This window comes from Hymenobacter sp. B1770, from assembly GCF_049896385.1.
Lineage (GTDB): Bacteria > Bacteroidota > Bacteroidia > Cytophagales > Hymenobacteraceae > Hymenobacter.
In genome coordinates, this window is record NZ_JAFCUF010000005.1 from 52,346 (window position 1) to 70,260 (window position 17,915).

Consider the following 17,915-nt stretch of genomic DNA (forward strand, 5'->3'; position numbering starts at 1 on the left):
GGTTGGCGGTAGCGGTTACCAGCATTCTTTTTCATTCCCTTAATGTGAAAACTGGCCGCGAATACCTTTCCAATCTGAGTATCCTGCTCAGCTTGCTGCTGGTGCTTGGCACCAACATGGCCCATGCCTGCAACTACGAAGACCGCAAAGTGTGGGGCATTCGGGCGTCGCAGTGTCGCGGGCTGGCCATGGAGATGAACGCCTTGCTCCCCCGCAAGGTCAAGTCGAGCCGCCGCTACTTCGCAGCCTTCATCTACAACTTTCCCAGTGCAGTGCTCATGGAGAGCATGGAGCAACTCCGATAAGTTCAATTTTTTGGCTCCATGCACCTCCTCAATATCAAGCAACATTACCTCGAGATGATGGATGTGAGCGGCACATTTGAACGAATAAAGACAACTTCGATTCCTTCTGCTTAAAACCCTTTTTGTAAATTTATCTATTGAATTTTTTATCATCATGATACTGCTGCTTCTGGTCGACTCCTGTAACTGATTGATGGTGCCCCTTGCCATGATAGGTGGCTACTCTAAGACGGGACTGGAAATGATAGTCAACAAAATAACAAGAACAGTTAGAACTTTATAGTAACTTCTGAAATGCAGGTAGATAGCGGTTTTGTACCATTTAATAAATCAAATTAATTTTTTTTGTCCAGCCATACTTTTTATTTCCTTCTGCGTATATGCGCCTCATTGGGTACGCGAAAAATGCGTCCTTCTTCTAATTTTCATTCAATTTCCTGATTCCATGCGAACATTAACCTTTACTCAAAAGCTGTTACGGCAGCGTCGCTTTCTTAGTCCCCTTATTCCACTATTTGCTTTATTTGTTGGCTTGAGCACGTCACAGACGGTTCAAGCACAGAGATATAAAGCAACGGATATTACTGTTAGTGCCTCACCAACTGGCGGCTCCCCTTCTTCTAGGACATATAATGGATTGTTGGGAAGCCCAAAAATTGAGGGTGCGGATTTTGGCAGTGGAGCAGCGTTTGAACAGACTGCAGGTCCTGGCCAGGGTAGTTTGGTTCTTACGGCAGCATCAACTTTAACAAACAGCGGAGGCACTGATATCACCTCCAATGCAGTTTATTATCGGGTTTACCTTAACGGAACAAGTACAGCGAGCTTGCCATCATTTTCGCGGACATTTCTCAACTTGGTAGGCTCTACTGCCAATGATGCTAATGTAAGCCACCAGGCTAGCACCACAATAGATTTACTCAATCAGCCAGCCGTGCTGGGTGGGGGCACATATACAGTCGAAATTTATTTTAGAGGGGAATGGAAGGACGGCAGCCTAACAGGGGCGTATTCAGACCCAGCTTCGAGCAACAACATTCCTCCCGTAGGTTACAAAGCTTTCTTTAGGGTTAAGGTACCTCTGGTTACTCCTTCCGGAGGCAGTTCGACGTGGATTAGCACTGCTCCCAATGTAGGTCAGACCGCCACATCGGCTGGCGTTGGCAGTGGCAGTACCGACTGGACAAATCCGGGCAACTGGAGCAATGGTGTACCCCAGGCGAGTTCAGATGCTTTCATTCCAGAAAGGGAAATTGGGGTGTTCCGCGTATATCCTCTTTTGGATAATCTGAACTTTTACTACGCAGTAAATAATCTTACTTTACAAGGCCAGAACAATTCCTCGCGCGGAGAAGTAACCATTGAACAAGCCACCCTTACGGTCTTTGGTAATATACGTCAAAACGCTGGTGGCCTCCGGGGCACCGTGACTTTGGCACCTGGCGTAAGAAATCCTAGCAAAAATTCAACTATTGTGCTAGCAGGAGCTAATCAGATTATCACTGGTCGTTTGGGAGTGCCAGACGTGGTGGTTGCAGGCTCAGGCGTAAAGTCTGTGACCAGTACCCTTGCTCCAGGCAATACCATTTCTTTTCAACCAGCTGACGCTCAAAAAGGAGTAATTATACAGTCGGCTTTTGAAGACCCTAATTCAGGGTCATTGGAACCGGTTTTTGATACCACTCTGCAGTCACTTATCGACCTAGGTTCGTCGGCAATTATCAATCAGGAGAGTGGCTATGCGGAAACGAAGACCTCTTACATTAAGGGGGTGCTCCGTGCCGACCAAAAGGTTTCCAATGGTGTAAAGGCCCCTTTTGGAAATATTGGCTTGGATGTTACTGCTAACTTCAATTCTATACCAAGTCTCATTATTTTTCGCATCGTTGGAGACCCGCTTCAAAGCCCAACTTCCACCAATGGTATTGTTGCAAAGCCTGTTAAACGCCAGTACATAGTAGACAATGCATTGGACAGTGAAAACCCGAGCTTTGCTGGGGCAGCGCTCTCAGTAGTCTTTCACTATCTCGATTCAGAAGATGAGTTGAATGGAATTCCCGAAGAAAATTTGACCATGTTTCGTTCTAGGGACAACGGTCCTCCGTACACGCCAGTTTTTGGTACGCTCAATGCCGGTAATAACACGGTTACCCGTCTTGATTTGCCAAGTTTAACCCGCTTTACCCTCACCCTGGGCGACAAAAAAAATCCCTTGCCAGTAACCCTGATTGCCTTTGACGCGAAGCGTTTCGGTGCTGATGCGGTACTGACGTGGACGACTGCGACGGAGAAAAACAACAAGGGCTTTAATGTACAGGTGTCCACAGACGGTAAGTCATTCCGCAACCTGGGCTTTGTGGCCAGCCTGAATGCCAACGCTTCAAGTGCCCAATCCTACCGCTTCGTCGATGCTGAAGCCAGCAAATCAGGTATTCGTTACTACCGCCTCCACCAAGTGGACCTGGACGGCAAAGATGCCATTTTGCCTGTGCGAGCGGTTAACTTTGAGAGCAACACCCACGCTACGGCTGCCGCCTTGCTGGCCTACCCTAACCCGTTCACCGATAACCTCTCGGTCTCGGTGGTAGGCAGTGGCGTGGCCGTGCTGCGCCTGAGCGACTTGGCAGGTCGGGTGATTCAAACTCAACAAGTGCAGTTAGATGGCACTGCTTCTACCTTGTCGTTTAAGAGCCTTGACGGCTTAAGAGCCGGCATATACATAGTGCAGCTGACCATGCCTTCGGGCAAAGTGCAGAGCTTCAAGGTGCAGAAGCAATAAAGCAGCAAGCGCGCTAACAAAAAGGCCGGACTCCACAGGAGTCCGGCCTTTTTGTTAGCGCGCTTGCTGCTCCAACATAAGGGCTAACCGCGGGGCATAGACGTGCCGGGCTTGCCCGTCTTGGCCGCAGGTCGGAACATGGGGTCGACGGCGTCCATGTCGAGAAAGTGCGAAAAGGTGTCGCCGCGCAAGCCCAAGCGGATAGTTTCGAGGCTTACTACTTCGTTGGGAGCTATGTTGCCCAGGTTCACGTTGGCACCCAGCAGCTTGATGAACCACACCTGCTGCGCTTTCTGCGGGGCCTCCCACAGAATCTTCTCCGAAGGAATCTTGGTCAGGATTTCTTCGACCAGGCCCGAGCGGACCTCGCCCGTGCTGCGAAACAAGCCCACGTTGCCGCCCTCCCGGGCTTCGCCAATCACCTTGATGGCACCGGCCGCTAGCTCGGTTTCCATCTGGGCAATCCATTTGTAGGGCGGAATGATTTTCTCGGCGTCTTTCGAGCCCACTTCGCTCAGCACGCGCACGGCCTTGCTTAGTTCGCGGATGTACTCGCATTTGCGCTCGTGAGCGAGGTCGATGCTGCCGTCGGATACTTCGGCGTACTCCATGCCGTAGGTGTCCAGCAGGCGGCGATAATCGTCGAACTGGTTACGAATAATAAATGCCTCAAACAACGTACCTCCGAAGTATACGGGAATGTCGGCAGCCCGGTAAATTTCAAGCTTGCGCTTGAGGTTGGGCACCACGTAGGAAGTGGCCCAGCCCAGCTTAACCACGTCGGTGTAGGCTCCGCCCACTTCCAAGAAGTCTTCTACTTCGCGCAGGCTCAGGCCCTTGTCCATCATCATTGTGTAGCCTTGCTCGCGGGGTTTGGGGGTGCGCTCGGGCAGTTGAGAGAGGTCGTAATTCATGCGTTGTTTTGCAAATTTGGGGTGTACGGATGGGGTGAGGAAGGGAGGGAGCTGGTATGAGCGCAGACACCTCAACGGGAGAAAGTCTTCAAAAAAAATAGCCGCCCGCGTGGACGCGGGCGGCTACAAAAGTAAAGCAATACCTATAAGGTAATGGAATGTGGTATTACTGAACAGACCCGGTTGCTGGAACGGTGCCTCAGTTCTCCGGAATTACTTCCGGAACTGCTCAATCAGCTTCTTTAGGCCAGGCTGTTCGCGCAGGGCAGGGAAGTAGTCAAACAGCAGCACGTGTTGCTCATAATTGAGGGTCAGTGCAGTTTCAAGCGTCGCGTAGGCTTCACGCAGGCGGCCGTCGGCCAGCTGGTAGGCGCACAGCATGTAGTGAAAGTGCGCCTCGTGGGGGTGCAGGTTCACAGCGTGGCGCACGAGGTCTACGGCTTCAGAAAAGTGACCCTGTTCATAAAGAATAGCACTCCAGTTCACCCAACCCTGCACATCGTCAGGGGCCACCTCAGTAGCTTTCTCGTACGACTCGAGGGCGCTAACCACGTTCCCCACTTGGTTCTCCGCCGCGCCCAACGCCGACCAATACTCACCGCTTTCAGCGTAGAGTTCGGTGGCCTTGCGGAAGTAATGGATGGCCTCGAACCAGCGGCCCTGCTCCTGTAGCAGCACACCCTGCCCAAACCAAGCCTCGTCCATCTCCGGATTAATTTCAAGGGCCTGGTGGTAGTAACGGCGAGCGGGCTCCCACTCGCGCAGCTTCTCGTAGCACTCCCCAATGTTGCACAGGGCCTCATCAGTTGGCTCGCCCGCCGGGTAAGCCAACTCAAACTCCTGAATAGCTTTCTTGTACTCCTGCTGGCACACAAAGGTGTCGGCCAGCCAGTGGTGAGCATCGTGGAAATCGGGGCAGATTACCACCGCATAGTCAAACGCCTCGGCCGCTTTGTTAAAGTCCTCACGCCGATACCAGTACTGCCCCAGGTTATACCAAGCCGTAGCAGAATACGGGTCGTCGTCAGTGAAGCCTTTGAAAAATTCCTCGTGCTCCTCCAGCCGTCCGGTAATATCCAGGCAGTGCAGCAATTCCTGGACGCCGGTTTCATTATCGGGGTTGAGACGCAGGCTTTGCTTGTAGTGCTTGGCCGCGCTTTTGAATTTCTGCCAGCTTTGAAACGCTAGCCCGAGGTTGAAGTGAATGTCTTCGCGCTCGGGCTCCTGCTCCAGGCCGGCCCGGAAAAACTCGACGGCCTGCGCAAACTCACCCCGCTGCGTGCTGATGATGCCCCGCGTCACAGCCACATCGGCATTGGTCGGGTCGAGGGCCGCTACTTCGTCAATCTGTCGTTCGGCTTCGGTGTAGTCGCCGCGCATGGCAGTCACCTGGGCGCGGTCAATGAGGAGTTCGGTTGAAAAAGGGTATTGGCCGAGGGCTGCTTCGCAGGCTTGCAGGGCCTTATCAAATTCTGCATTGGTGACGTAGTGGTCAATGATGTTCTCAAAGTCCTCCAAATCAAAGAAAACAGGCTCTTGTTGGGCCACCATGCGCTCAAAACGACGCACGACATCCAACACGGCCCGGTGGTTTTCAAAATGTTCGTTCATGCGCATAAAACCGCAGTTAGGTAAGTGGATTAATCTGGTTTTGTGGACGGCCTAATGCGACAGCTAATTCTGGTCACCAATTCGCACGCAAACGCCGTTCCACTCCACTTTATCAGTTCTCTATCAATAATAACAAAACTTAGCTAAAACCGTGCAATCCGGTTGTTGCTAAGATACGATAACCGCCGGGGAGATGGTCGTGTTCGCCGCTAATTTGGCTGCGCACCACGCCAAAGTATCGGCTAACGGACGGAATCCGAGACCCGTAGCGCTTTGTACTTTAGCATGCGCATATACCACCGGCCGGCGGCCGGCGCGGGCTGTGTCTTTGGTGATTAGGGGCCGGGCGCCGGTTATAATTGCCCGGGCGTGTTCTAGGCGCCAGATAATTTCGGCTGCCCAATCGGGCACCCCTACGCTTGGCGCCCGGCGGTTCATAGCCGCGGCCGCCTGCCGAAAAAAATCGGCCAGCGGCACGGCTTCGGCGCTCACTATGTAGCGCTCGCCGCTTAGCTGTGGCTGGTCGAGGGCGAGAGCAATAAGATACGCCACGACATCGCGCACGTCCACAAAATTTACCAGTCCACGGGTGTAAAAGCGGTGCTGCTGGTGAGCATAGCGCAGCAGTCGGGTGCTGCTGCGATGCCAGTTGCCCGGCCCCAGCACTACCGATGGATTGACAATGATGGCCGATAAGCCTTCGGCCACACCGCGCCATACCTCAAGCTCCCCCAAGTACTTGGAAGTAGCATAAGCCGGATGGGCCGCACCCAGGTCCCAGGTATTTTTCTCGGTCACAGTACGCACGTCATTGGGGCCTCCGCTGCTGCCCGCCGTATGGCTACCCAGCGCGGCCACCGACGAGACGTGCGCCAGCCGAATTCCCGGCCGCTCTAAGCAGGCATCAACGACGGCCGCGGTGCCCTGCACGTTCACTTTCAGAAGCAAATCCTCGTCCTGCGGGGCATAGGAAACCAAGCCTGCGCAGTGAAATACATGCGTAACATCGGGCGTGAGGGCAGCCCGGAGTAAGTCGGTATCAAGCAAGTCGCCCGCTATCCATTCTACACCCGGGGCCGCATCGGCCGGGATTGCTCCCCGGTGCAGAGCCCGCACCGCAAGCCCGCGTGCCCGCAGGCCCTGCAACAAAAAAGAACCAATCAGGCCAGTACCGCCGGTAACAAAAATCATGTAATAAATTGGCTCAAAGCGTTTTATTGAGCAGCGGCAGTTGCAGCAGCTTCTGCATATAGGGCTGGGGAAGCGTCCTGTGCAGCAAGGTTTCGGTGTGGCGCAAATGATGGGTGTCGGTGCCTACGAAATCCACTAGTTCTTTATCTATTAGCTCTTCAGCAACCTTTTTAGCGGCCGGAGAATAGTAACCAGCGAGCGAATTTAAATTGACCTGTAAGAGTACACCGTAGTCGCGGCGCATTTTTTCAATCTCGGCAAAGCGACCGTATAAGTACGTGTAGCGTTCCGGATGCGCCAACACTGGGGTATACCCTTGTGCTTTGAGTTCGAAGATGATTTCGAACAGATTGAGCGGCTCGTTCATGTACGACGTCTCAAAAAGCAGATAGCGCTTTTCGCCGCCAAAAGTGAGCATCTCGGTGCCATCGGCCAGCTTCCGGCCCAGAAACTCGTCGAGGTAATATTCTGCTGCGCACTCAAGTGCCACGTCACCCAGCCCTGCGGTTGCGGCAGCTTCGCGCAGCACCTGTAGGGCTGCCCGCACTCCTTCGGGGGTGTTTTTGTAAAAGTCGCCCATGATGTGGGGCGTCATTATCAATTTACGGAACCCCATGCTGCGAAGGGCCCGCAGAAGGTCCAGCGAGTGCTCCAAGGTCTCGGCTCCATCGTCAAGGCCGGGCAATAAGTGCGAGTGCATATCGGCTTCCAGCCCCGCGAGAGTAGGTAGAACCACCGGTGCTGCCGGCTTACCACCAAAAAGCCGTTGCAGAAGCGAAGCCATTAGCTAATCAGTTGAAAAACTTCTTAAGCTTTTCGCTAAAGGTCAGCGGCCGAGCCTCTGGCTCTTCGTAATACCCTTGCCCATAAGCCCCGTATCCGTATCCGTACCCGTAGCCATACCCGTAACCGTACCCAGAGCCGCGTGTGCTGGCATCATTGAGAATGGTGCACATGCGCGTGAGATTATTGCTGCGCATAAGCCGGTTCATGTTCTTGATAAAGGCCTTGCGAGAGTACTCTGCCCGCACAATATATAGCGGAATATCAGCCTTGCGCATTATTAGGATACCGTCCGTTACCAAACCTACGGGGGGAGTATCAATCAGAATAACATCGTAAGTCTGAAACAACTCCTGAATCATTAGGTCGAACTTATCGCTGAGAATTAGCTCCGACGGATTCGGAGGAGTCGGGCCCGCCGAAATAAACTGCATCGACTCGATGGAGGTGGGCTGTATGCATTCCTGAATGCTATGCCGCTCGATAAGGATAGTGCTTACTCCCTTCACGTTTTGGGCACCAAAGGCAAGGTTCACCTTGGGCTTACGCATGTCCAGGTCGAGAATAATAACCCGTTGCCCCGAAAGAGCGATAATGCCACCCAAGTTGACAGTAACGAACGTCTTGCCTTCCCCGGAAATAGTTGATGTTACTGAAATCATCCGCTTCTTCTTCGCGGAACTAATGAAGTCCAAGTTGGTTCGAATGGAGCGAATAGACTCGGATATAGCCGATTTCGGATTCTTATCTACCACGAGTCGGGAAACTTCCATTTTCTCCTTGTCGTAGGTTGGTATAATGCCTAATACTGATGCCTTAGTGTTACGCTCTAGCTCCCGCACATTGGTAACGGTATTGTGCATAAAGTAGCGCACTGCAATCAACCCCAGGCCGAGTAGCAGCCCCCCTGCAAGCCCTGAGGCATACACGATAAGTCGATTGGGAGATATAGGCGCAGAAGGAGGCGAAGCCGGCGAAAGAATTTGAAAGTCAGCTGTCGTACCAGCTTGTTCAATATTAAACTGAACTTTGCGGTCCATTAACTGCAGAAAAAACTTATCATACAGGCCCATAGGGCGCTGGAGACGGGCCAGTTCGGTACCCTTAGCGGGGAGGCTTTGCAGGTCGCCGTTAAGGCGGTTTCGCTGCTGGTCGAGCCGGCTAAGCTCGCTACGTAGTAGCTTTTGATTCTGTTTAAGCAGGCGACTGACGGCCGTTCGGGCATATTCAATGTCGGCCTTGTTCCGCTGTACAGTTTCAGTTTTATCAGTATAGGAACGCGAAATCCGTCGCAGGTTCCATTGAAGGTTATTCAACTCGTTGAGCTGCTGAAGTAGTTGCGGGTCTTCAATGCCTGCGATGGCTGGCATGCTCTGCTCCACGGTTTGGGTTTCGTCGCGGGTCAAGCGGTCTTGGCGGGCCATTTGCTCTATTTCGGTCAGCAAGCTCATCTTATCGGTGAGCTTTAGGCGGTCTGCTTCTAGCTTCTCCATTTTGCCAGAAATAGCCTCCAATTCAGCTTTCGTATCATAAGTGCCCGTTTTCTGAACGAAACTTTGCAGTCGGTCTTCTGCTCGCTCCAGGTTTTGACCATTTTCATCGAGGATTTGGTCCAGAAATTTGAGTTGATTCCGCGTCGCTTCATTTTTACGCGTTACCTTCTCCACTAGGTACAAAGAGTCAATTTTATTAACAATGTCCTGTGCCTTGGTAGGGTTGAAATCGTTAAAGGAAATCTGGATAGTGTTCGCTTCCGGATTGACTATTTCCACCGCCAAGTTTTTATCTAAGTACTGATTGACGGCATTATCACTCAGAATAGTGAAGTGGTAGTTTTCTTCTTGCACATTTCCTTTAAGCGCCGGAGTGCCGAATACTTGCAAAGTGACACCGGGTAAGTCGACGGTCTGTCCTAATGCATACTCCCCGCTTATGGAGCTGCCTTGGCCCATAAATTCAAGAGTGAACCGCTGTTGATTGATGAATTTCAAATCAAACTTGCGGTTGTAAAGGGCTGGGTCGGTAATCTTATATAATACCCGGAAAGGCGATGTGCCGTACAGTTCGGACTCAAGGACAGTACCCTGCACGTAGTAATTAACATCAAGAGCTAAAGAATCCTTAAGCCGTTGATAAATGATATTGGATTTAATTACTTCCACTTCACCGGCTAGCTTGCTACCTCGCCCTTTATCAGCCGCAACAGGTGCCATTTGACCTGCTAGCCCTAAGGCGCTGCCTTCGTTACGCTCGTCGATTTTGAGCAGTGACTGCGACTTATAAACGGGTTTGGTGTATCGCAGGTACAGCCATGAAGCCGTGAGGCCTAGCGCAATCAGCAAAATCAGCCACAACAAGCTGCGCCGAGCTACTAGCACAAGGGTAGATATATCCAAACTGGCCGAGTCATCCTCAGTGTCGGCCCCGCTAGAGGCAGGAGTCTCCGGGGGAGCCGCACTTCCGCCGGTCGCGTTACGGATGAGTTCCTCTAATTCGGTATTCTCGTTTATGGCCATTGTGGTGATAGCGCCAAGTTAAGGCTATAATAAAATGATAAGGAGCATATCTGCTCCAAAGGATATTACCTTCTTACTTGGCTGATAATAAAGAAAGTAGTGGTAAGTAAGACGGATGTTAAACTAATTATAGGGCTAATGTCAACTAGGGCGTCAAGAAGCGGGCGGCGAATTGGCTCAACGTAAACAATGTCATTCGGCTCCACCTGTAAATTAGCCCTTCGCATGCCGTCCAAAGTTGATAAATCAATTTGTTGAACGCGAGGGTTCTTCAAGTCGCCCCGAATAATGCGAATGTTATTGGCTCGACCACCGTTGCGATACAAACCAGAACCACCGCCACCGTTGCCGTCTACCCCACCTGCCAATGCCAATACTTCAAGCAGGTTCATATTGTCATTTGTGAGAGCAACGACTTGGCCTCCAGTAGCCCCCAACACAATTACTCGGTTGTTCGTTACCCGAGTGGTTACGAAAGCATCCTTATAAAATTCATTATAGAGCCCTGCCAACACACTGTCAGCCTCCAGAAGGGTCAGACCGCTCACCCGCACCAGATTTACCATTGGAAGTTTCACAATCCCATCTGCCTGCACCAAAAACTCAGAGCCACCAGATGCTGCACCTGCTCCTTGGCCCGTGTTGCGTACGGGACCCCGCCCGCCGACAGGTGGTGCAGCGGCACGGCTGGGTAAGCCACCAGCAGGCTGGCCAAATTGCAACTCTCCGTTGGGGTCAAGGATTCGCTCTCCCTTGTTCGTGTTCACCCGTACTTCCAAAAAGTCATTGGGTTGAATGACATAATTACGCTCGGAGCGGTTCACCGCGATGCGTAATTTGGTGCTGTCCAACTGTCGGCCTTGGCTATCGGTGAGCCTAAACAGGGTCCGCTGGTTGTAATACTTCGTGCTGGCACACGACGAAAAGAGCAGCATGGCAGGCAACGCTAGCAGCCACAGCCGCCCAAGGCGACGAAGAAAAGAAGTCGGCATGAAGGCCAATTGGAAGAGGAGCGAAGAGGAAAAATGAAAAGAATGGCCCTTTCAAGCCAGATTATCTTCAAAAAGCCTCAAAAGTAACGCTTTTGGCGTGCCCATTCAACTACAGCTTGTTACGCGGGGTAGCTCTCGTGTCTTTTTCAACGGCTTAAATCGTACTTTCGCGGAGCCAAAAGCCACATTTAGTGGTTAAGGTCATACTTCACTCCACTTCTCTCAAATCCCACCACTATTTCCCTTTACATGGAAGCCGTAGCCACCGAAAACCAAACCATGATTGCGCAAATGGTGCGCGATTTTGGCGCCCAGCACATCAAACCCAACATGATGAAATGGGATGAGAGCCAGGAGTTCCCCATTGATATATTTCATAAGCTCGGCGAACTGGGCCTAATGGGCGTGCTGGTACCTCAGCAGTATGGCGGCTCTGGCTTTGGTTACATGGAGTACGTGACAGCTATTGCCGAACTAGCCAAAATTGACGGCAGCATCGGCCTGAGCATGGCGGCACACAACTCACTATGTACCGGCCACATCCTGCAGCATGCTTCCGAAGAGCAAAAGCAGAAGTACCTGCCCAAGCTTGCTTCGGGCGAGTGGATTGGCGCCTGGGGCTTAACCGAGCCGAACACGGGCTCCGACGCCGGCAACATGCGCACCACGGCCGTGCTCGATGAGAGCGGGGATTATTATATCATTAACGGTGCAAAAAACTTCATCACGCACGGCAAATCCGGCAACGTGGCCGTGGTCATTGTGCGCACCGGCGAAGTTGGCGACTCGCACGGCATGACGGCCTTCATCATCGAGCGCGGAACGCCGGGCTTTGAAGCCGGCCGCAAAGAGGACAAGCTCGGCATGCGGGCTTCGGAAACCACCGAGTTGATTTTCACAGATTGCAAAGTGCCCAAGGAGAACGTTATCGGCAAGGTGGGCGATGGCTTTGTGCAGTCGTTGAAGGTGCTCGACGGCGGCCGCATCAGCATCGCGGCTTTGAGCCTGGGCATTGCCCAAGGAGCCTTTGAAGCTGCTACGCAGTACAGCAAAGAGCGTCACCAGTTCAACCAGCCCATCAGCAGTTTTCAGGGGATTGCCTTTAAACTGGCAGACATGGCCACCGAAATCGAGGCGGCTAGCCAACTCACGTACCGCGCAGCCGACATGAAAGACCGCGGCCTGAACGTGAACTTGGAATCGGCCATGGCCAAACTCTACGCATCCGAAGTGAGCGTACGTGTTGCCAACGAAGGCGTCCAGATTTTTGGCGGCTACGGCTACACCAAGGACTATCCGGCAGAGAAGTACTACCGCGATGCCAAGTTGTGCACCATCGGCGAAGGCACCAGCGAAATCCAGAAACTGGTAATTGCCCGGGCACTGCTGAAATAACCTTGCACACCTCGGGTGCGAAATTGCTTATCAAAGCAAGGACAAGTTCTGCAGCGATAAAAAGTTTCGTGCTTCATTGGGACAGGCGCTTTGTTGGCAATGCCCTATAAAGTCATCGACTCCGCTCAGCATGACGTTCTTAAATAGTTAGAGTGTTCGGAATCTTAAACTTTTCTACTTATCTTTGCGGCCCGATTTACTCGGCTCCCCTCCTGAAAATCTCCCTCATTCCCTGATATGATTATCATTCAAATCAAAGACAACGAATCGGTTGACCGCGCTCTGAAGCGCTTTAAAAAGAAGTTTGAGCGCACCGGCGTGCTGAAAGAGCTGCGTCGTCGTACCTTCTTCCAGAAGCCCAGCATCACGGAGCGTAAAATGAAGCAGAAGGCTGTTTACAAGCTCGCCACCTACGGCCAGCCCAACGAATAGTCCGGAGCTTCGGATACCGTTAGCATTGCTAAAGCCGGCTGGTTTGCTTTAATAAGCAAGCCGGCCGGTTTTTTCGCGTCCATACGGCAGCGGTTTATTTGACGGAAAATAAAAAACCAGTACATTGGATGCCCGGCTCAGACGCTGGGCATATTTGGTGTTGGTATGGATGCTTTTTTCGATTATTTGCGCTTTGAGCGGCGCTACAGCCCGCACACGGTGACCTCATATCAAACGGACCTGGGGCAGTTCGCAGCTTATCTGAAGTCGGCTTTCGAACTAGCCGACCCGGCGCAGGCCACGCACCCGCTGATTCGCGGCTGGGTGGTTGAACTGATGGAGCAAAACCTGGACCCGCGCACTGTAAACCGAAAAGTAGCTTGCTTGCGCTCCTACTATAAGTTTCTGTTGCGTACCGGGAGCATCGCGGCTAACCCCATGCTGCGCATCAAGGCGCCGAAAATGGCCAAGAAGCTGCCCGAGTTTGTTCCCGAGGAGGCACTGAATGGGCTATTAAATTCTTTCGATTTCGGAGACGACTTTGCTGGCCAGCGCGACCAACTGGTGCTGGAAATGCTTTACGGTACCGGCATTCGCTTGTCAGAACTCATCGGCATTCATGCGGAAGACGTGAGCCTGGGAGCTGGCACGGTGCGCGTCACTGGTAAGGGCAACAAGCAGCGACTGGTCCCCCTAAATCCCTCGCTAAAGCTGGTGATAGAGCACTACCAATCGCGGCGGGCACACGAGTTTGGTGCCACTGCGGGCCCACTGCTGCTTACTGACAAAGGCGAGCCGATGTACGAGAAATTCGTGTATCGAACGGTGCAACGCTACTTAAGCCAGATTACCACCTCGAAAGCGCAGCAACACCCACATGCACTGCGGCATGCTTTTGCTACGCATTTGTTAGGCAAAGGAGCTGACCTCAACTCCATCAAAGAACTATTGGGCCACGCTAGTTTGGCAGCCACGCAAGTGTACACGCATCTGTCCGTCGACAGGCTAAAATCCGTATTTGAACAGGCCCATCCACGGGCTTGATTTTGTTTATCCTTTTACCATTTAACCAACTGCTTTATGAAAGTACAGATGCATTCGGTGCACTTCGACGCCGACAAAAAACTGCTTGACTTCGTGCAGCAACGCCTCAATAAGCTCGAGACTTTTTATGATAAGGTAACCGGTGGCGAGGTTATTATGCGCCTCAATAACAAGGATGGAATTGACAATAAAACTGTGGAAATAAAGCTGCTTGTGCCCGGTAGCACGCTCTTTAGCCAAGAAGATGCCGCCTCATTTGAAGCCGCCGCTGATGCCGCTGCCGAGAGCTTGCGGCGCCAAATCACCCGGCATAAGGAGAAAACTCTCAGTTACAAAGTGTAGCACATAGCGTACTGTAGTATACCAATAAAAAGGCCCCGTTTGCGTCGACGCAAACGGGGCCTTTTTATAACCTGCCTTGTTCGGCTCGAGTGGAAGCGCAGGCTAGAGGGCGAATTCGGTTTTAATCTGAGGCACGTAATCCAACTTCTCCCAAGTGAAGGTTTCGAAGGTCTTTACGCTGCCATCTTTCATGGTGGTCTGCACGGTGCCAGGCTGACGGCCCATGTGGCCGTACGCTGCGGTCTGGCCAAAAATGGGGTTTTGTAGGCCGAAGCGCTGCACAATGGCGTAAGGGCGCAGGTCAAACAGCTTGTTTACCTTCTCCGCAATTTCACCATCGGTGAGAGTTGCTCCGGTGTTGCCTTTGGCTTTGGTGGTGCCGTAGGTGGTTACGAAAACCCCTACAGGCTGGGCTACGCCAATGGCGTAAGCTACCTGTACCAACACTTGGTCGGCCACGCCGGCCGCTACCAAGTTTTTGGCAATGTGGCGGGCTGCGTAAGCTGCCGAACGGTCTACTTTGGAGGAATCCTTACCGGAGAAGGCTCCGCCGCCGTGCGCACCCTTGCCACCGTAAGTATCCACAATGATTTTGCGGCCGGTAAGGCCCGAGTCTCCGTGGGGGCCACCGATTACAAACTTGCCGGTGGGGTTGATGTGGTAGGTAATCTGGTCTGTGAACAGGCCCTGGGCATCGGCGCTCAACCCGGCTTTTACGCGTGGGATGAGTATGGAGAGGACATCGGACTTAATCTGGTCCAACATCACATTTTCGGAGCCGTCGAACTCGTCGTGCTGGGTGCTGATAACGATGGTGTCGATGGCCTCGGGGCGGTGGTCATCGGAGTAGCGAATGGTAACCTGGCTTTTGGCGTCGGGGCGCAGGTAGGTCATGTCGCGGCCTTCGCGGCGGATGGCCGCCAGTTCCTGCAGCAGGCGGTGCGAGAGGTCCAGGGCCAACGGCATGTAGTTCGCCGTTTCGTGGCTGGCGTAGCCGAACATCATGCCTTGGTCGCCGGCGCCCTGGTCTTCATCCTTGGCGCGTTCCACGCCCTGGTTGATATCGGGCGACTGCTCGTGCAGGCGGTTCATCACCTCACAGGTTTCGGCGTTGAAAAGGTATTCGGGCTTGTTGTAGCCGATGCGGCGGATGGTTTCGCGAATAATGGGCTCGGCATCGACGTGGGCAGTGGACTTGATTTCGCCCGCAACAAGGGCGAAGTCCGTAGTTACGAGGGTCTCACAAGCAACTTTAGCGGTGGGGTCCTGGCGGAGGTACTCGTCGAGGATGGCGTCGGAAATCTGGTCAGCGACTTTATCGGGATGGCCTTCCGAAACCGATTCGGAAGTGAACAGATAGGGCATTGAAAGCGCGAAAAGTGCAAAGAGGAAAGAGAAAGGCCCCCGCCTGAACCATGTTGGATTAGGGGTTGCGCTGCAAAACTACGGAAATACAAGCTATCAACCGTTACAGGTGAACCCTGTAGCATATAAGGACAACCATTGTCAGCGCGGATAGAAAAGAAATAGTTAACCCTGCGCAAGAGCAAAGCTTGGGAAAGAGCAGCTAGAGCTGGGCCAAGCGACCTCCATCTACGGTCAGCGTGGTACCGTGGATAAAGCTAGCTTCGTGGGAAGCCATAAAGGCAATGGCCGCAGCTAATTCTTCGGGTTTGCCCACCGTTGCTTCGTCAATGGTTTCGTTGCCGCTCTTTACATTAGGGTTGCTCCAAAGCATGGGCGTATCCACGGCGCCGGGCGCTACGGCGTTGATGCGGGTTTGGTGAAAGTCCAGTTCTCGGCTCATTCCCCTCACAAATGCTTCCATGGCGCCTTTGCTGGTGGCGTAGGGCACTACACCGGCCGTAGTTTGGTGGGCATGTACAGAACTGATGGCTACAATGGCACTGCCTTTTGGCATGTGCGGCAGGCAAAGTTGGGTGAGCTGCGCCAATGAGCGCAGGTTAACTAGCATCAGCGTATCCCACTTTTCCAGCGGTAAGTCTGCGAGTGGTTCAAAGGTCATCATGGCGGCGTCGCACACCAGCACGTCTACCCGATGGTATTTCACTACTACTTCATACACAGTATCGGCAATGGCTTGAGAATCGGCCAAGTCGCAGACCAAGAAAACCGCTTTTCCTCCGGTCTTCGTGATGATGTCAACGGTTTCGTCTCCATGGGCTGCGTCGCGTCCCAGCGCCACTACCATGGCTCCTTCGGCTCCCAGCCGCACGCAGGTGGCGCGGCCAATGCCAGAAGTTCCGCCCGTAACCAAGCACACTTTGTCTGTAAATCGCATCGTAACAAGGTTAGTGAAAAAGACCGGTGCTGAAACGGGCCTCTCTTACGAAAAGCCCTTTACCGTGATTAGGTTTAAGCAATGCCAACCACCGGGGGCTGCAGCTTTTCGCACACCAGCACCACGGGCCGGCCCCGCAGGTCGGTAGTGGCGAAGAGGTAAAGCTCGCCTCCTTCGCGGATGCCCGTGTGGCGTCGGAAGTCTGCCACCGATTCAGGAAAGTTGCGTGTGGTGACATGGGCACGGGCTTCCGGACCCAAATATGCTTTTAGGGCAGCACCGTCAGCCTTCTCAACGGCCCGCACCCGAAAGATGCGCCCCGGAAAATCGGCCCGTAGCACATCGGAAGTATAAAGGTGGCTATGCTGGTGAAGCTTCAAAAGCTCGAATGCGGTGCCAATGCTGCGAAAGGCACCTGCTTTGAGCACGGCAGCATTGGGCTCGTAGAGAAACTGTTGCGCTTCGGCGTAGCGGGGCGTGGCCCGGGCTTCGCGGGCGCGGTTGAGGCGAAACTCCTGCTGGGTGCCGTCGCGGCGCAGGTTGATGGCGTAGCGTTCGGGGTCGACGGCGGGCTCCTGGCCCAATTCGTACAACACTTCCTTGACCTCGTTGTCGACGGCCAGCACCCAAAGGCGGCGCACGTGGCCAAGGCCCTGCACGGCATGCTCAATGTCGAGCATGGGCGAGGTTTTGAGAAGGATTTTATCGGCTTTGTGCAGCAGCAAAGGCAGGAGCTTCACTACGTCGGGCTCGCAGTCGCGCAGCAGGAAAATTTTGCGGGCAGCGGTATCGCGCCGGGCGGGGTCGAGATAAAGCCAGTCGTAGTGATGCGGAGTGCCTTTTAGAAATGCTAGCGCGTCTTCGGCATGAACTGTCACATTCTGAACTCCAAGCTGAGCCAAATTATAGGTGACAATAGCGGCCAGCTTGGGGTCGCGTTCCACGTAGTCGACTTGGCTCACCCGAGCAGCAAAATGGGCCGTATCGGCGCCAAAACCACCCGTAAGGTCGGCTAGTCGTTCGCCATCGACCAAGTTGGCTTTGAAGGCCGCGGTGCGAGCTGATGAAGCCTGTTCGACGGACAAAGCCGGAGGGAAAATCAGCTCCGGATTATCGGCCCACTCGGGCAGCTTGGTGCGGGCCTTCTGGCGGGCCTGAATCTGTCGGACCAGTTCGGGTACGGGCAGGCCGGGGTGGCGACGGGCTTGGAGGGCCAGGTGGGCGGGGTCGTCGTGCAGATGCGCGGCCACGTAGCGCCTGGCCGCTTCGGGCAAGGGGTATTCCATGGATAAACTTATACGATGAAACG

At 53.4% G+C, this 17,915-nt stretch carries 15 protein-coding genes; 6 read left to right on the forward strand and 9 right to left on the reverse strand.

Annotation, left to right across the window (positions count from 1 at the left end; genetic code table 11):
* Positions 1 to 44: 44 nt before the first annotated feature.
* Complete coding sequence (locus tag ACP7AJ_RS11450) at positions 45 to 305, forward strand: hypothetical protein (RefSeq protein WP_426060338.1); 261 nt, start codon at positions 45 to 47, stop codon at positions 303 to 305.
* A 445-nt stretch (positions 306 to 750) separates the two neighbouring features.
* Positions 751 to 3,084, forward strand: coding sequence for a T9SS type A sorting domain-containing protein (locus ACP7AJ_RS11455; protein ID WP_426060339.1), 2,334 nt, complete (start codon positions 751 to 753; stop codon positions 3,082 to 3,084).
* Positions 3,085 to 3,167: 83 nt separating this feature from the next.
* On the opposite strand, the gene ACP7AJ_RS11460 is transcribed toward ACP7AJ_RS11455, so the two are convergent.
* The 6 genes from ACP7AJ_RS11460 to ACP7AJ_RS11485 all read right to left on the reverse strand — a co-directional run bounded on the left by ACP7AJ_RS11460 (position 3,168) and on the right by ACP7AJ_RS11485 (position 11,091).
* Entirely contained in the window at positions 3,168 to 3,998 is an 831-nt protein-coding gene (locus ACP7AJ_RS11460; protein WP_426060340.1) for a phosphosulfolactate synthase, read from the reverse strand.
* Positions 3,999 to 4,211: 213 nt separating this feature from the next.
* Positions 4,212 to 5,609, reverse strand: a complete 1,398-nt coding sequence (locus ACP7AJ_RS11465) for a tetratricopeptide repeat protein (RefSeq protein ID WP_426060341.1) — start codon at positions 5,607 to 5,609, stop codon at positions 4,212 to 4,214.
* 168 nt (positions 5,610 to 5,777) lie between these two features.
* Positions 5,778 to 6,800, reverse strand: coding sequence for an NAD-dependent epimerase/dehydratase family protein (locus ACP7AJ_RS11470; RefSeq protein ID WP_426060342.1), 1,023 nt, complete (start codon positions 6,798 to 6,800; stop codon positions 5,778 to 5,780).
* Between the two features lie 13 nt (positions 6,801 to 6,813).
* Positions 6,814 to 7,584, reverse strand: coding sequence for a tyrosine-protein phosphatase (locus ACP7AJ_RS11475; RefSeq protein ID WP_426060343.1), 771 nt, complete (start codon positions 7,582 to 7,584; stop codon positions 6,814 to 6,816).
* Positions 7,585 to 7,591: 7 nt separating this feature from the next.
* Complete coding sequence (locus ACP7AJ_RS11480; protein WP_426060344.1) at positions 7,592 to 10,099, reverse strand: polysaccharide biosynthesis tyrosine autokinase; 2,508 nt, start codon at positions 10,097 to 10,099, stop codon at positions 7,592 to 7,594.
* 65 nt (positions 10,100 to 10,164) lie between these two features.
* A complete protein-coding gene (locus tag ACP7AJ_RS11485; RefSeq protein WP_426060345.1) occupies positions 10,165 to 11,091 on the reverse strand; it encodes a polysaccharide biosynthesis/export family protein in 927 nt (308 codons plus the stop codon).
* Between the two features lie 249 nt (positions 11,092 to 11,340).
* Here ACP7AJ_RS11485 and ACP7AJ_RS11490 point away from each other — a divergent pair, with 249 nt between their 5' ends.
* The 4 genes from ACP7AJ_RS11490 to hpf all read left to right on the forward strand — a co-directional run bounded on the left by ACP7AJ_RS11490 (position 11,341) and on the right by hpf (position 14,304).
* A complete protein-coding gene (locus tag ACP7AJ_RS11490; protein WP_426060346.1) occupies positions 11,341 to 12,486 on the forward strand; it encodes an acyl-CoA dehydrogenase family protein in 1,146 nt (381 codons plus the stop codon).
* Between the two features lie 237 nt (positions 12,487 to 12,723).
* Positions 12,724 to 12,918 (forward strand): 30S ribosomal protein S21, encoded by a 195-nt coding sequence (gene rpsU / locus ACP7AJ_RS11495; protein WP_035564799.1) that lies wholly within the window; start codon positions 12,724 to 12,726, stop codon positions 12,916 to 12,918.
* Positions 12,919 to 13,083: 165 nt separating this feature from the next.
* A complete protein-coding gene (locus ACP7AJ_RS11500; protein ID WP_426060347.1) occupies positions 13,084 to 13,962 on the forward strand; it encodes a tyrosine-type recombinase/integrase in 879 nt (292 codons plus the stop codon).
* Between the two features lie 36 nt (positions 13,963 to 13,998).
* The gene (gene hpf / locus ACP7AJ_RS11505) at positions 13,999 to 14,304 is read left to right on the forward strand and encodes a ribosome hibernation-promoting factor, HPF/YfiA family (RefSeq protein WP_426060348.1); all 306 of its coding nucleotides are present in this window, start codon (positions 13,999 to 14,001) and stop codon (positions 14,302 to 14,304) included.
* 102 nt (positions 14,305 to 14,406) lie between these two features.
* Here hpf and metK read toward each other — a convergent pair whose 3' ends face one another.
* From metK to ACP7AJ_RS11520, 3 genes are all read right to left on the reverse strand, one after another.
* Positions 14,407 to 15,669 carry a methionine adenosyltransferase gene (metK, locus tag ACP7AJ_RS11510; protein WP_426060349.1) on the reverse strand — a complete coding sequence of 421 codons (1,263 nt, stop codon included), beginning with the start codon at positions 15,667 to 15,669 and terminating at the stop codon, positions 14,407 to 14,409.
* A gap of 202 nt (positions 15,670 to 15,871) precedes the next feature.
* Positions 15,872 to 16,606 carry an SDR family NAD(P)-dependent oxidoreductase gene (locus ACP7AJ_RS11515; protein WP_426060350.1) on the reverse strand — a complete coding sequence of 245 codons (735 nt, stop codon included), beginning with the start codon at positions 16,604 to 16,606 and terminating at the stop codon, positions 15,872 to 15,874.
* 74 nt (positions 16,607 to 16,680) lie between these two features.
* Positions 16,681 to 17,892, reverse strand: coding sequence for a class I SAM-dependent methyltransferase (locus ACP7AJ_RS11520; RefSeq protein WP_426060351.1), 1,212 nt, complete (start codon positions 17,890 to 17,892; stop codon positions 16,681 to 16,683).
* Positions 17,893 to 17,915 lie beyond the last annotated feature (23 nt).